The following is a 14,785-nucleotide window of genomic DNA, read 5'->3' as shown; positions in this document are numbered from 1 at the left end:
CCTATGCTGGGTTAAAGAACTGGTAAAAATGCTTTCGAGACGATAGTATAACTCTTTTATATTTCATGTATCGATAGATATTAACTATTTATCGAATAGGCGTGGTGCGGCGATTTTTGCCTGTCCATTCTTGTTATTCGCTGTGACCAGGTGGTGACTGACGGAGGGGAACACAGAGCGGGAGACGCACGAAGGGTGTTATCACCCAGACTATTTTGCATCTAATTGTTGCGAATGAGAATAATTCGCATATACTTCGATCTCCTCAGAGCCAGCCACAAGTAACGCAAGCCTTCAGGCTTCACCGTTACGGCAGCAAGCCCTCCAAATGTTTCACTTTTTGGGCTTGCACGTGACGTCGATCCATCCATCTTCCCGCTTCGCCTTGCGCGAAATTTCCTTGTTGGCCGGTCTGGCCTGTAGCGCCGGCTTTGCCGCGCATGCACAGCCGGTGGCAAACGCTCCGGTGCAGGTTGCAGCCCTGAAAGAGATCGTGGTCAGCGGCTCCCGCACAGAGCAGGCGATTGAAGACCTTCCGATGACCATCGACGTCCTCAATGCAACCGACATTGAGCAGGGCCAGATCCGCGACATTCGTGATGCGGTCAAAAACATTCCCAATGTCTCAGTGCGGCGTGCGCCCGTGCGTTTTGGTTTTGCCACCGGCGGTGATACGGGCCGGGACGGCAATGCGGGTTTCAATATCCGGGGGCTGGATGGCAACCGCGTACTGATGCTGGTCGATGGCATTCGCATACCGCGCAGCTACAGCTTCAACGTCAATTCTTTCGGCCGCGACACCTTGTCGATTGACCTGGTCAAGCGGATTGAGCTTGTCAAAGGTCCGGCCTCGGTGCTTTACGGGTCTGACGGCATCGCGGGCCTGGTGAATTTCATCACCTACGAGCCCGAAGATTTTCTGAAGGACGGCAAAACCATTGGCGGCCGCGCTTCCACCACTTACAGCGGCGACGACAAGGGCTTCGGCGTGTCCGCGACCATTGCTGCGCGTGCCAATGAAGTGCTGGATGTTCAGCTGACAGTAGCGAGCAATCACAGCCAGGAGCTGGACAACAAGGGAAGCAACAACACCCTGGGTGTTGCCAGGACAACGCCGAACCCGCAAACCGACACCGGCAATTCGTTGCTGGCCAAGGCGGTGCTGCGTCCCGCGGCAGGGCAAAAGCATGTGTTGACTTTTGAGCATGTCGACAAGAAATCGGTTTATGACCTGCTGACGGCTGCGCGTTCCGCGACGGTACTGAGTACCGACGGCTTCAGCAATATGGACCGCAACCGGCTCACCTGGGACGCAAAGTACAAACTTGATGCCGCCCTGGCCGACAACCTGCAAACCGTGCTGAGCTACCAGGACGCCAAGTCGCGCGAGTTCGCCAAAGAGACCCGCACCGGTGCCATACCCCTGCGGACACGCGACACCTACTACCAGGAGCGCACGCTACAGGCCAGCATGCAGGCAGACAAGGTCATCCGGCCTGTGGGCCAATGGGCGCAAAAACTCACCTACGGCGTTGACTACACCCGCGCGAAAATCAGCAACCTTCAAACCGGCATTGCACCGACGGCGCCTGAGACTTTTCCGGTCAAGCGTTTTCCCGACACCACGGAATCCAGCGCAGCACTGTATTTGCAGGATGAGCTGATCAGCGGCGACTGGAGCCTCACGCCGGGCGTGCGGATCGACCGCTTCAGCATCGACGCCAGCCAGGCGGGTTTTGCGGCCACTCCCGTGTCTTTGTCCGGTTCGGCGGTTTCGCCCAAGTTCGGTGTTCTCTATCGCGCAACGCCGCAGTGGAGCGTTTTCGGCAACTATGCGAGCGGCTTCCGGGCGCCTAACGCCGGGCAGGTCAATGCGTTTTTTGAAAACGTGGCGCAGAACTACAGGACCATTCCCAATCCCAACCTCAAGCCCGAGAAAAGCAAAAACCTGGAATTCGGCGTGCGCGGCAATCTCGAACGGCTGACCCTCGATGCCGCCGTGTTCTATGGCCGCTTCAACAACCTGATCCAGGACAACGCAACAGTCTCGATCAGTCCGACGACGGTCTTCCAGTCCATCAACATCGACAATGCGACGATCAGCGGCTTTGAAGTCAAGGGCAGCATGGATTGGGGTCGGCTGGGTGACGGCCGTCTGAGCACGCCGTTTTCCTATGGCGAAACCCGCGGCACCGTCAAGAACACCGGCCTGCCGCTGGACACCATCGACCCGGCCAAGCTCACGCTGGGTGTGAAGTATGAAACCGCAGGCTGGGATGTCCGGCTTGACGCCAGCCACCATTCGGCCAAGAAATTCAGCGACATTGGCACGCAGCAGATCGGTACGGCCCCGGCCACGACACCACAGTTCGCGGTACCGGCGGCCACCACGGTTGACCTGAGCGGGCAGTGGCGCATCAGCAAGACCCTGCGCGTCAACGCGGCCATTGTCAACCTCACCAACAAGAAGTACTGGAACTGGTCCGACGTGCGCGGTGTCGCCGCCAATTCATTGGCGCTGGACTCGTACACCCAGCCCGGTCGCCACTTCAACGTGTCGCTGGTGGCCGATTTCTGATTCAACCCCTGATCGTCTTCATGAAGGAATGCGCATGAGCCAGTTTCCCGACCACGGCATCAACGACCCCGACGTCGGGACGGCTGACACGCCCGGACTTCCCACGGCTGAAGCCTTGCTGGCCGGCACGCTGGCCCTGATGACCGGCCACGCCCAGGCCTGCTGCGAAGGGCAGCGCGCATTGATGGCGGAAAAAATCATCGCCAACCTGTTCATGCTTTCGCATCATCCCGGCGCGCCGCCCAGTTTCAGAGCCATTGCCACCAACCTGCATGTCCTGTGGGTGCGCCTGCTGCCGCAGGGCCAGGATTTGCAGCAGGGCGCCATGCCGACAGAAATAAACGACACCCCCATCCACCGCGTGCTTTGGCACACAACCCCGGAGACCCTTCAATGAGTGCAGTCCTTCAAACCCAGACGCGGCCAGTGGCCGCAACCCAGGCGCCGGCCGTCACGCCGGTCATGAGCGATGCCAGTGTGCGAGAACGTTTCGCGGCCGCGCGCAGCAGCGGCAAGCGCGCCAAAGATGCCGCTGAAAGCCTGGGGCTCAGCGAAGGCCGGGCGATAGCAGCCCATGCGGGCGCGCACGGCCAGCCCCTCAAAGCCGTTCCGCTCAAAGGTCCCTGGGTTGAAATCCTCCAGGCCCTGGAGTTGTGCGGCCCGGTCATGGCGCTGACGCGCAATGAATCCACCGTGCATGAGAAAACCGGCATCTACCAGAACATCAACGCGACCGGCCACATGGGCCTGGCATTGGGCGAGGACATCGACCTGCGTCTTTTCTTCAGCCGCTGGCATGCGTGCTTTGCGGTGCTCGAGCCCGCCAACGACACGAAGAACCCACCGTCGCAAAGCCTGCAATTCTTTGACGCGCACGGCGTAGCGGTGCACAAGGTGTTTGTGCGCGCTGAAACTGACCGCGATGCCTTCAACGACATCATCGAGCAGTTCACCGACGTGGAAAAGGACTACACCTTCACACCGGCTCCCCCCAAGGCGGCGCCCAAACCCGACACCGATATCGACACGGCCGGCCTGTTGCAGGGCTGGAGTGAAATGACGGACACGCACCAGTTCTTCGGCCTGATCAGCAAGTTCGGCGCGGAACGCCAGCAGGCCTTCAGGCTGGTGCAGGGGCACTTCACCGAACGCGCCGACTTGGGCATCGTGCGCAGGCTGCTGGACGAGTCGGCGATGGATGGCGCGTCCATCATGGTGTTTGTCAGCAGCAGCGGATGCATCCAGATCCACAGCGGCCCCGTCAAGCGCATCGAGCCCATGGTCACACCCACGGCGCATTGGATCAACGTGCTGGACGCCGGTTTCAACCTGCACCTGCGCGAAGACATGATCAAAACCGCTTGGATCGTGAAAAAGCCCACGGTAGACGGAATCGTCACGTCGGTGGAAGTGTTTGACGGCGCGGGCGAATTGATGGCCATGTTCTTTGGCAGCCGCAAACCTGGTGTGCCGGAGCAGCAAGCCTGGCGCGACATTGCAGCGCGGCTGCCCCGGCTCTCGTCTCTTGCCAGCCCGGCCCTGAACCCAGAGCACGCTTGAGTCATGACTTTCCGAAAGAATGCCCATGAAAAATCACCCCGACACACTTCAGCTGGCGCTTCCGCGCACGCCCTCGCGGCGGGACGCCCTGCGGTATTTTTCACTCCCGGCGGTTACCGCCGTCTCAAGCGTTTGCGGCCTGTCTGCGACTGCTGTGCTGGCCCAGGTGCCGGCGAAGATGCCGCGCATCGTCTCGGTGAGCGGCGCGACCACGGAAATCGTGTACGCGCTGGGCGCTGAAAAACAGCTGGTTGGCACCGACACCACCAGCCTGTTTCCTGCCGCTGCATTGCAAACCCCCAAGGTTGGCTATATGCGCCAGCTCTCGGCCGAAGGGCTGCTCTCGCTCAAGCCGGATGCGGTGATCGGCACCACGGAAGCTGGCCCGAATGTGGTGATGGACCAGATCCGAAGTGCCGGCGTCAAGGTGGAACTCGTTGATGCCGACCACAGCTGGGCGGAAGTCCAGCGCAAGGTCGCGGCCGTCGGGCGCGCGACTTCGCGTGTCGCGCAAGCCGCCGCGTTGCAGGCAAAGCTCGATACCCAGTGGGCCGAAGTGATCGCCGCGGTGGCCCGTAAAACCGGCCGCAAACCCCGTGCCGTTTTTATCCTCAGCCATTCAGGCAGCCCCCAGGTCGCCGGCGACAAGACCGCCGCGCACGCCATGTTTCGCTACGCGGGCCTGGACAACGCCTTGATCACGCCCGGCAGTTCCGCCAACTTCAGCGGCTACCGCCCGATGACACCCGAGGCCTTGGTGACGGCCGCGCCGGATGTGATCGTCACGACCACACAGGGCATTGAAGCCATCGGCGGGATTGAGAAATTCTGGCAGCGCCCGGGCCTCGAGCTCACACCCGCCTACAAGCGCCGTGCGCTGGTGGCGCTTGATGCGCTTTACCTGATAGGTTTTGGCCCGCGCCTGCCGCAGGCCGTGGCCGAGTTGCACCGGGCCAGCCTGAAAGCGCTGGCATGAGCGGGCCCCTGAAACCCGTCATGACGGAAGTCCTGTGCGCACGCACACCAGCCGTTCTGCACTGCGCCGACTTGCGCCGGACACAGGCGTTTTATTGCAGTAACTGGGGCTTTTCCGTGCAGCACAGCGTGCCCGGTGTGATCGCGGTGCTCACGCGCGAGTCGGTGACGGTCCAGCTTTGGCAGCGCCGCGCCGACATGGCGCCGCAGCGTTTCGCCTGCCGCCTGCTGGTGGACAGCATCGAACAATGGCACATGGCCTTGCAGTCGGCGCCCGGCCAGGCGCTGCACAGCCTGGTGGAGCAGGAGTGGGGAACCGAGTGGGGCGTCAGCGACTGCGAAGGCAACCGGCTGTTGTTAGTGCAGTCGGCTCCGCATGCGGCCAGGCGCAAGGCGCGCGCATGAAGGCAACCCTGCTGCACGGCGATCACCGGCGCTGGCCTGCCGCGGCAGTACTAGGTATGGGTTTTCTGTTGCTTGCTATCAGTTTTATAGCTGGTAGCGCACGGGGCGCCTACGCTATCAGCCCTTTTCAGTTGTGGACTGTCCTGGTGGACATGCTGGCAGGCAATAGCCAGCCCACACCCGAGCACCTGGTTTTCATGAACATCCGCCTGCCGCGCCTGCTGCTGGGCGTGGCGGCCGGCGCGGCGCTGGGCATGTCGGGCGCGCTGATGCAGGGCCTGTTTCGCAACCCGCTGGCCGACCCCGGCCTGATCGGTGTCAGCAGCGGTGCGGCGCTGGCTGCGGGCATGACCATTGTGCTGGGCAGCCTGTGGTTCCCCGACATGCCGCGTACGCTGGGCAGCTGGACGCTGGTGCTCATGGCTTTTATGGGCAGCTTGCTGGTCACGGTGCTGGTGTATGCGCTGTCGCAGCAGGACGGCGCCACACGCGTCGGCATCATGCTGCTGGCCGGCATTGCCGTGAATGCGCTGGCCGGTGCGGGCCTGGGTTACCTCACTTTCCTTGCCACCGATGAGCAGTTGCGCAACATCCAGTTCTGGCTGCTCGGCAGCCTGGGCGGCGCGCGCTGGAGCGCGGTGGCGTTGGTGTTTTCCGTGGTGCTGGCCGCGGTATGCGCCGGCCTGACATTGGCCAAACCCCTCAATGCCATCGCACTGGGCGAAGCCCAGGCAGCCTTGCTGGGCGTGCCGGTCGAGCGCGTCAAGCGTTTCGCCGTGCTCGTGACGGCGCTGGCCGTTGGCGCGGTCACGGCCACCACCGGCATCATCGGCTTCATTGGGCTGGTGGCCCCGCATTGCGTGCGCCTGGTGGCCGGGCCCGACCACCGCATTGTGTTGCCGGGCTCGGCCCTGTTGGGTGCGGCGCTGGTGCTGGTGGCCGACAGCGTGGCCCGCACCGTGGTCAAGCCGGCCGAGCTGCCGCTGGGTGTGCTGACGGCCTTTGTCGGCGTGCCTTTCTTTTTACTGCTGCTGCGTCACTTCCGGAGCCGGCTATGAGGGCATGCCAGTGAACGCACGTAATCAGACAGATTTTTCGCCACTGGCCGGCATGCTGGAGGTGGTGGGTGTGGGCGTCGAGGTACCCGGCCGCTCGCTGCTGCAGGCGGCTTCGGCGCAATTCATCGCAGGGCAGGTTACGGCGGTGCTGGGACCCAACGGCGCAGGCAAATCCACTTTGATGTCGCTGCTGACCGGGCAGCGCCAGCCCACAGGCGGCCATGTCTACCTGGCCGGCAGGGCGCTGCCGGCCTATGCGTCGGCTGATCTTGCGCGAGTACGTGCCTCGGTGGCGCAGGAAACACAGGTAGCGTTTGAGTTCACTGTGCGTGAAGTGGTCGAGCTGGGCCGCTACCCGCACCGCCGCCATCCCGGCAAGCGTGATGTGGATGTGGTGCTGCAGGCCATGCAGGCCACCGCGGTCGAGCATCTGCAGCACCGTTTGCTCAACACGCTCTCGGGTGGTGAGAAGGCGCGCGTTCACCTGGCGCGCGCGCTGGCGCAGGTGTGGGAGCCTGTTGCCGGCATCGCTGGCGATGGCCCGGTGCGTTGGTTGCTGCTGGATGAACCTACTGCCGCGCTGGATTTACAACACCAGCACCGCATGCTGCAGCTGGTGCGCGCCTGGGCCACAGCTCAGGGCGTGGGCGTGGTGGCTGTGCTGCACGATTTGAATCTGGCGTTGCGTTATAGCGACCGCTGCGTGGTGCTGCAGGGCGGGCTGGTTGTCGGCAGCGGGGCGACCGCCGATGTGCTCACGCCGGTATGCATCGAGAAAGTCTGGGGAGTGGTGGCACACCCGGTGGCCACGCAGGGCAGGGCGCCTGGGCCGTGCCAGTATTTGTTCGACGCGCTCATCTAGAACTACAGATACTCAGGTCGACAGAGCAATCACCATAGCGGATTCGTCGATCAAGGCCTGGACAAGGGCCTTGGTCTTCAGTCCGCTGCCGGCCGCTGCGAAACCCACCAGCTGCAAACCACCATCAAGTTGTAGCGACACTTCATCGCCTGTAGCACCCCGGCTGATGCGAACGGCCTGGCCATTGAGGCCTTGCACACCTGGCACCGCGGCGGCCGCAGGTGACTGCGCCGTCACGGTCACCGCCGTGGCCTTGCACAGCGCCAACACGGTTTGGCCTTTTTGCAGGCCCAGCAATTCGGCACTGGCTTTGGTAATGCGCGATACCAGCATCGCCCCGCCGGCCAGCGTCAGATGCACGCGTGCCATCTGGCCGCGCACCTCCAGCTTGTCGACCTGGCAAGGTAGCTGGTTGCGCATGCTGGTGCGCACGCTCATGCTGGACAGTACCGGCAGCGCGCGGGGCAGCAGCAGTTCATTGGCTTTGAAGCCCGCCAGCACCTGGCTACGTGTTTCGCTCAAGAGGCCCGCCACTGCCAGCAGCTTCTGGCCCGCCGGCGTCAGGGTGGCGCCGCCACCGCCAGAGCCGCCCACGGCGCGCTCCACCAGCGCCACGCCGGCCAGGTTGGTAAGGGTGTCGATGGCCTGCCAGGCGGCCTTGTAGCTGACCTTGGCCTGCCGCGCCGCCTGCGAGATCGAGCCGCTTTCGCCGACCAGGCGCAGGATCTCGATGCGCTTGTCGGCCGGTTCATGGCTGAAGGCGCTTGCGAAGGAGGGAGCGGCGGGCGAGGAATTGGCGGCTTTTTTCATGGGAGCCTCGAGACAGGTACCGCTATTCTAAAATAGAATAGCGAATCGACAGGAGTGGCTTTCCTTCAAACGCATCTTCGCCTCCTTCACTGTCGTCTCCCATCTTTCATCATCGGAGCTTCATCATGTTCAAAACTGCGTCGCGCTGGCTGCCGGGTCTGTATCTCGTGCTGGCATCGGCCGCCGCACTGGCCGATGATGTCCAGGTCGCGGTGGCCGCCAATTTCACCGCGCCCATGAAACTGATTGCTGCGGACTTTGAAAAAGACACCGGCCACAAAGCCGTGCTGACCTTTGGCGCTACCGGCAAGTTTTATGCGCAGATCATCCATGGTGCGCCGTTTGAAGTGTTTCTCGCGGCCGACGATGAAACCCCCGCGAAGCTGGAGAAAGAGGGCGCGGCCGTGAACGGCAGCCGCTTTACCTATGCCACCGGCAAGCTGGTGCTTTGGTCGGCCCAGCCCGGCGTGGTCGATGCGCAGGGCGAGGTCCTGAAAAAGGGCGACTTTAAAAAGATCGCCATTGCCGCGCCCAAGCTCGCGCCCTACGGCGCTGCCGCGGTTGAGACGATGAACAAGCTCGGCCTGCAAGTCGTCCTGGAGCCCAAACTGGTGCAGGGTGAAAGCATCGGCCAGGCCTTCAGCTTTGTCTCCACCGGCAATGCGGAGCTGGGTTTTATCGCGCTCTCGCAGGTCTACGAAGGCGGAAAAATCAGGTCGGGCTCGGCCTGGATTGTTCCCGAGAGCCTGCACAGTCCGATCCGCCAGGACGCGGTGCTGCTGGCCAAGGCCAAAGACAGCAAGGCCGCGGCGCGGCTGATGGTTTTTCTGAAAACAGAGAAGGCCAGGGCGGTGATTCGCTCCTTCGGCTACGAGCCCTGAACGCGGCATAGAAGCGGCATAGAGGCGACACTGAACCATGCTCGACGATGCAAGCCTTCAGGCGCTGGCGCTGACCTTGCGGCTGGCCGCCACCACCACCGTGGTGCTGCTGCTGGCCGGAACGCCCTTGGCCTGGTGGCTGGCGCGCACGCGTTCGTGGCTCAAAGGGCCGGTGGGTGCGCTGGTGGCCTTGCCGCTGGTCTTGCCTCCGGTGGTGCTGGGCTTTTATCTGCTGGTACTGATGGGGCCGAACGGCCCGGTTGGTCAGCTCACGCAATCGCTAGGTTGGGGCGTGCTGCCGTTTACCTTTGCCGGGCTCGTGGTGGGTTCGGTGCTGTATTCCATGCCCTTCGTCGTGCAGCCGCTGCAAAACGCCTTTGAGGCGATTGGCGAACGGCCGCTGGAAGCCGCCGCCACCTTGCGCGCCTCGCCGCTGGACACTTTTTTCAGCGTGGTGCTGCCGCTGGCACGGCCCGCCTACTTGACGGCCGCCGTCATGGGCTTTGCTCACACGGTGGGCGAGTTCGGCATCGTGCTCATGATGGGGGGCAACATTCCCGGCAAGACACGCGTGATGTCGGTGCAGATCTACGACCATGTGGAGGCGCTTGAATACCGCCAGGCGCACTGGCTGGCCGGCGGCCTGCTGGTGTTTTCCTTTCTGGTACTGCTGGCGCTCTATACCTTCAATGCCCTGCAGCCGGGCCGGCGCAAAGGGCAGGGCGCATGAAGCCAGCCAGCCTTGTCGAAGGCGGCATCACCGCCTCGTTTCATCGTGTCTTCACCGATTTCTCGCTCGACGTGTCGCTGGCCTTGCCGGGGCGCGGCGTCACGGCCATCTTCGGTCCCTCGGGTTCGGGCAAAACCAGCCTGCTGCGCAGCATTGCCGGACTGGAGCGGGCAGCGGCCGGCCATCTCTCGGTCAATGGCGAAGTCTGGCAAGACGACAAGGCCGGCGTCTTCTTGCCGGTGCATCAGCGGCCGCTGGGCTATGTGTTCCAGGAAGCGAGCCTGTTCGCCCACCTGGACGTGCACCGCAACCTCGATTTCGGCCAGCGGCGCGTGCCGGCTGGCCAGCGCCGCATCTCGCTGGAACATGCCATTGAATTGCTGGGCTTGCAAAAACTGATGCGGCGCATGCCCGGCACGCTTTCGGGCGGCGAGCGCCAGCGCGTGGCCATCGCGCGCGCGCTGGCCACCAGCCCGCGGCTTTTGTTGATGGACGAGCCCCTGGCCTCGCTGGACATCGCCCGCAAGGCCGAAATCCTGCCCTACCTGGAGCGCCTGCATGACGAACTCGACATGCCCGTGCTCTACGTCAGCCACGCGCCCGATGAGGTCGCCCGGCTGGCCGACCACCTGGTGCTGCTGGATGCCGGTCGCGTCACGGCCTCAGGCCCCACGCGCGAGCTGATGACGCGGCTGGACCTGCCGCTGGCGCACGGCGACGCCGCGGCCGCGGTGATGGATGCAGTGATCAGCGCCGTCGAGCCTGAATGGCACATGAGCCATGCCGAGTTTCCAGGCGGACGCATCAGCGTGCTCAACCCTTCGCTGCAGGTCGGCCAGCGCGTGCGCGTGCGCATCCAGGCGCGTGACGTGAGCCTGACGCTGGAGCGCCAGGAGGGCACCAGCGTGCAGAACATCTTTGCGGTCACCGTCACCGGCCTTTCAGCCGACAGCCCGGGACAGGTGATGGTCGGCCTGGACGCCGGCGGCAGCGCGCTGCTGGCGCGGCTCACCCAAAAATCAGCGGAATCCTTGCAATTGCAGCCCGGCAGCCGTGTGTACGCCCAGGTCAAGGGTGTGGCGGTGCTAGGCTGACTCGGCGCCGCTATAAAAAAGATAGCTGCTCGCGCGCGTCGGGATTGGGTTAACGGCTGATTTCATGCGAAATTTTTAACCGGACCCAGGGCTCTATTTTTCGCTAAAAAATGCTTCCTGGCCAATAGGGGCGGGCGCAAGCAGCTATCAAATCAGTAGCAACTCACCCGATCCCGGGAAAAAACGGGCTCACCTTGTGCATCGCGTGCAGAGGCATGGGATGTACCGGGCCCCGCCTCAGTACTCCAGCCGCTCGGGCCGGATTTCCTGCAGGATGGTGGTGGCGATCTCTTCAATCGATTTGGTGGTGGTTGACAGCCAGCGTATGCCTTCGCGCCGCATCATGGCCTCGGCCTCATGGATTTCGTCGCGGCAGTTCTCCAGGCTGGCGTATTTGGAGTTGGGCCGGCGTTCATTGCGGATCTGCGCCAGGCGCTCGGGCGCGATGGTCAGCCCGAAGATCTTCTTGCGGTGTGGCACCAGCGCCGGCGGTAGCTGGCGGCGCTCGAAATCTTCGGGGATCAATGGGTAGTTGGAGGCCTTCAGGCCGTACTGCATGGCCAGATAGAGCGAGGTCGGCGTCTTGCCGCTGCGGCTCACGCCCACCAGGATCACGTCCGAACCGGCCAGGTCGCGGTTGCTCTGGCCGTCGTCATGCGCCAGCGAGAAATTGATCGCCTCGATGCGGTCGTCGTATTCCTTGCTCTTGGAGGCATCTGAAAACCGGCCAACCCGGTGGTTGGACTTGATGCCCAGCTCACCCTCCAGCGGCGCCACAAACATGCCGAACATGTCCAGCAGCATGCCGTTGCAGTGGGCCTTGATGACGGCGAGGATCTCCATGTTCACCAGCGTCGTGAAGACGATGGGGCGTTTGCCCTCGACTTCGGCGGTGTGATTGATCTGCCGGATCGCCTGGTGGGCCTTGTCCACGCTGTCGATAAAAGGCAGGCGCACGTGGCGCGGCTTGAATTCAAACTGCGCCAGGATGGCGTTACCAAAGGTTTCCGCGGTAATGCCGGTGCCGTCGGAGATGAAAAACACGGTGCGTTGGGACATGGGAAGGGGATAAATGAGGGACAGGGAAGGAAAATAAGGGTTTCGCTGGTTGAAAGCCGGGTGAAAGCCTGACACGGCACGCCGGGCCCGAGGCCCCTACAATCGTGGCAATTATCCAGTTTGTCACATCATGCCCCGCCACAACCCCTTCCAACAACAACAAGGTTGCTTGCCGCGCATGGTGAATTCCACGGTTTTTAAACCTCCCGGAGTATTTTCATGTCCAAGCTGTTTGAGGCGACCGCCCTGGTCGTACCGTTTGAAAACCTGAGGATGACAGACGTCGAGTCTGTCGGCGGCAAGAACGCCAGCCTCGGCGAAATGATTTCGCAACTGCCGACCGGCCCCAACGGGGTTCGTGTTCCCACCGGATTTGCCACTACGGCCCACGCCTTTCGCGTGTTCCTGGCGCATGACGGCCTCGACAAAAAAATCAACGGCGTGCTGGACACGCTCAACACCGATGATGTGCGCGCGCTGGCCGAAGCCGGCGCCAAAATCCGCAAGCTGGTTGAAGCCCAGCCTTTCCCGGCCGATCTGGAAAAAGCCGTTCGCGACAGTTTTGCCGCCCTCAGCGCCGGCAATGCCCAGGCCAGCTTTGCGGTGCGCTCATCCGCCACGGCAGAGGACTTGCCGGACGCGTCGTTTGCCGGCCAGCAGGAAACCTTCCTGAACGTCGTCGGCATCGAGGACGTGCTGCACAAGATGAAAGAGGTGTTCGCCTCGCTGTACAACGACCGCGCCATCAGCTACCGGGTGCATCAGGGCTTTGCCCATTCCGACGTGGCGCTGTCCGCTGGCATCCAGCGCATGGTGCGTAGCGACAAGGGCGCAGCCGGCGTGATGTTCACCATCGACACCGAAAGCGGCTTTGAAGACGTGGTGTTCATCACCTCCAGCTACGGCCTCGGTGAAACGGTGGTGCAGGGCGCCGTCAACCCCGACGAGTTTTACGTGCACAAGCCCATACTCAAAGCGGGCAAACGCGCCGTCATTCGCCGCAACCTGGGCAGCAAGCTGCTGCAGATGGAGTTCACCAGCGCCGACGAGAAAAAAGCCGGCGGCAAGCTGGTCAAGACCACTGATGTGCCGACCGAGCTGCGTAACCGCTATTCACTGACCGACACCGACGTTGAGCAGCTCGCCCGCTATGCGCTGATCATCGAAGCGCATTACGGCCGCCCGATGGACATCGAGTGGGGCAAGGACGGCATCGACGGCGAGCTCTACATCCTGCAGGCGCGTCCCGAGACCGTCAAGAGCCAGTCCAAGGGCAAGGCAGAGCAGCGCTACAAGCTCAAGGGCACCGGTACCGTGCTGGCGGAAGGCCGGGCGATTGGCCAGAAGATCGGTACAGGCGCGGTCCGCATCGTCCACGACATCAAGGACATGGACCAGGTGCAGGCCGGCGACATCCTGGTGACCGACATGACTGACCCGAACTGGGAACCGGTGATGAAGCGCGCCAGTGCCATCGTGACCAATCGCGGCGGGCGCACCTGCCACGCCGCCATCATCGCGCGCGAGCTGGGTATCCCGGCCGTGGTCGGCTGCGGCGACGCCACCGAAACGCTGAAGGACGGCATGCTCGTCACCGTGAGCTGCGCTGAGGGCGATACCGGCAACATTTATGACGGCCTGCTGGAGACCGAAGTGACGGAAGTGCAGCGCGGTGAGATGCCGCCTATCGACCTGAAGATCACGATGAATGTCGGCAACCCGCAGCTGGCGTTTGATTTCTGCCAGATCCCCAATCACGGCGTTGGCCTGGCACGGCTGGAATTTGTCATCAACAACAACATCGGCGTGCACCCCAAGGCGATTCTTGATTACCCCAACGTGGATGCCGACCTGAAAAAGGCGGTGGAAAGCGTGGCACGCGGCCATGCCTCGCCGCGTGCCTTCTATGTCGACAAGGTGACCGAAGGCGTGGCCACCATCGCAGCGGCCTTCTGGCCCAAGCCGGTGATCGTGCGTCTGTCGGACTTCAAGTCCAACGAATACCGCAAGCTGATCGGCGGCTCACGCTACGAGCCCGAAGAAGAAAATCCGATGCTTGGTTTTCGCGGCGCATCGCGTTACCTCAGCCCTGATTTCGGTGAAGCTTTTGCGATGGAGTGCGAAGCGCTCAGGCGCGTGCGCGACGACATGGGCCTGGTCAACGTTGAGGTCATGGTGCCGTTTGTCCGCACCCTGGGCCAGGCGAAGAAGGTCACGGACCTGCTGGCGCAGCACGGCCTCAAGCGCGGCGAAAAAGACCTTCGCGTGATCATGATGTGCGAAGTGCCGAGCAACGCCATCCTGGCCGATGAGTTCCTTGAATTCTTCGATGGTTTCTCGATTGGCTCGAACGACCTGACCCAGCTCACGCTGGGCCTGGACCGCGATTCGGGCCTGGACATCCTGGCCCAGGACTTCGACGAGCGCGACCCTGCTGTCAAGGCCATGCTGAGCCGGGCCATCCAGGCATGCCGCAAGCAAGGCAAATACGTCGGCATCTGCGGCCAGGGCCCCAGCGACCACCCGGACTTTGCGCAGTGGCTGAAGGACGAGGGCATTGGCTCCATCTCGCTGAACCCTGATACGGTGATCGCCACCTGGAAGCAACTGGCCAACTGAAGACGGCTGACATGAATTGAAACGGTGCGCTGTGGAGAGATCCGCAGCGCATTTTTTTCGCGCGCTTCAACTGGATGACCACGGGAAAACCCCCGGTGGCAGAAGGTTTACCGGTAAGCCAATTGGCAAGGCCTCCGATGACAATCGGAATTGT

The 14,785-nt window shown here is 62.7% G+C and carries 13 protein-coding genes; 11 read left to right on the top strand and 2 right to left on the bottom strand.

What is annotated here, in order from left to right; all coding sequences use genetic code 11:
• The first annotated feature begins 328 nt into the window (after window positions 1–328).
• Genes AC1DU8_RS12335 through AC1DU8_RS12305 form a run of 7 tightly spaced genes read left to right on the top strand, consistent with a single transcriptional unit; the run spans window position 329 to window position 7,438 of the window.
• Complete coding sequence (locus AC1DU8_RS12335) at window positions 329–2,578, top strand: TonB-dependent hemoglobin/transferrin/lactoferrin family receptor (RefSeq protein ID WP_477688956.1); 2,250 nt, start codon at window positions 329–331, stop codon at window positions 2,576–2,578.
• A gap of 34 nt (window positions 2,579–2,612) precedes the next feature.
• Window positions 2,613–2,975 (top strand): hypothetical protein, encoded by a 363-nt coding sequence (locus AC1DU8_RS12330; RefSeq protein ID WP_477726815.1) that lies wholly within the window; start codon window positions 2,613–2,615, stop codon window positions 2,973–2,975.
• On the top strand, window positions 2,972–4,138 hold the full coding sequence (locus AC1DU8_RS12325) for a hemin-degrading factor (RefSeq protein WP_477667129.1): 1,167 nt from the start codon (window positions 2,972–2,974) through the stop codon (window positions 4,136–4,138). The genes AC1DU8_RS12330 and AC1DU8_RS12325 overlap by 4 nt, the downstream gene beginning before the upstream one ends.
• A 25-nt stretch (window positions 4,139–4,163) precedes the next feature.
• Window positions 4,164–5,114 carry a heme/hemin ABC transporter substrate-binding protein gene (locus AC1DU8_RS12320; RefSeq protein ID WP_457278799.1) on the top strand — a complete coding sequence of 317 codons (951 nt, stop codon included), beginning with the start codon at window positions 4,164–4,166 and terminating at the stop codon, window positions 5,112–5,114.
• Window positions 5,111–5,518 carry a VOC family protein gene (locus AC1DU8_RS12315; RefSeq protein WP_457278798.1) on the top strand — a complete coding sequence of 136 codons (408 nt, stop codon included), beginning with the start codon at window positions 5,111–5,113 and terminating at the stop codon, window positions 5,516–5,518. Before AC1DU8_RS12320 ends, AC1DU8_RS12315 begins: the two co-directional genes overlap by 4 nt.
• The gene (locus AC1DU8_RS12310; RefSeq protein ID WP_477688959.1) at window positions 5,515–6,576 is read left to right on the top strand and encodes a FecCD family ABC transporter permease; all 1,062 of its coding nucleotides are present in this window, start codon (window positions 5,515–5,517) and stop codon (window positions 6,574–6,576) included. Before AC1DU8_RS12315 ends, AC1DU8_RS12310 begins: the two co-directional genes overlap by 4 nt.
• A 10-nt stretch (window positions 6,577–6,586) precedes the next feature.
• Window positions 6,587–7,438: a heme ABC transporter ATP-binding protein gene (locus AC1DU8_RS12305; RefSeq protein WP_477726814.1), complete on the top strand. Its 852-nt coding sequence runs from the start codon at window positions 6,587–6,589 to the stop codon at window positions 7,436–7,438.
• 12 nt (window positions 7,439–7,450) lie between these two features.
• Here the strand turns inward: AC1DU8_RS12305 and AC1DU8_RS12300 are convergent, their stop codons facing one another.
• The gene (locus AC1DU8_RS12300) at window positions 7,451–8,248 is read right to left on the bottom strand and encodes a TOBE domain-containing protein (RefSeq protein WP_477726813.1); all 798 of its coding nucleotides are present in this window, start codon (window positions 8,246–8,248) and stop codon (window positions 7,451–7,453) included.
• 125 nt (window positions 8,249–8,373) lie between these two features.
• On the opposite strand from AC1DU8_RS12300, the gene modA reads away from it, so the two are divergent.
• From modA to modC, 3 genes are read left to right on the top strand one after another with little or no spacing between them, the layout of a single operon-like run.
• Entirely contained in the window at window positions 8,374–9,129 is a 756-nt protein-coding gene (gene modA, locus AC1DU8_RS12295) for a molybdate ABC transporter substrate-binding protein (protein WP_477726812.1), read from the top strand.
• A gap of 37 nt (window positions 9,130–9,166) precedes the next feature.
• The gene (gene modB / locus AC1DU8_RS12290) at window positions 9,167–9,859 is read left to right on the top strand and encodes a molybdate ABC transporter permease subunit (protein WP_477726811.1); all 693 of its coding nucleotides are present in this window, start codon (window positions 9,167–9,169) and stop codon (window positions 9,857–9,859) included.
• Window positions 9,856–10,953 (top strand): molybdenum ABC transporter ATP-binding protein, encoded by a 1,098-nt coding sequence (gene modC / locus AC1DU8_RS12285; protein WP_477726810.1) that lies wholly within the window; start codon window positions 9,856–9,858, stop codon window positions 10,951–10,953. The genes modB and modC overlap by 4 nt, the downstream gene beginning before the upstream one ends.
• 237 nt (window positions 10,954–11,190) lie before the next feature.
• Here modC and ppsR read toward each other — a convergent pair whose 3' ends face one another.
• Entirely contained in the window at window positions 11,191–12,012 is an 822-nt protein-coding gene (gene ppsR / locus AC1DU8_RS12280) for a posphoenolpyruvate synthetase regulatory kinase/phosphorylase PpsR (RefSeq protein WP_457278791.1), read from the bottom strand.
• 219 nt (window positions 12,013–12,231) lie between these two features.
• Between ppsR and ppsA the strand changes: the two genes are divergently transcribed.
• The gene (gene ppsA, locus AC1DU8_RS12275) at window positions 12,232–14,631 is read left to right on the top strand and encodes a phosphoenolpyruvate synthase (RefSeq protein WP_457278790.1); all 2,400 of its coding nucleotides are present in this window, start codon (window positions 12,232–12,234) and stop codon (window positions 14,629–14,631) included.
• The last annotated feature ends 154 nt before the right edge of the window (window positions 14,632–14,785 follow it).

The organism is Polaromonas sp. P3_A5 (assembly GCF_056403055.1).
This window is presented reverse-complemented; position numbering and strand designations above follow the sequence as displayed.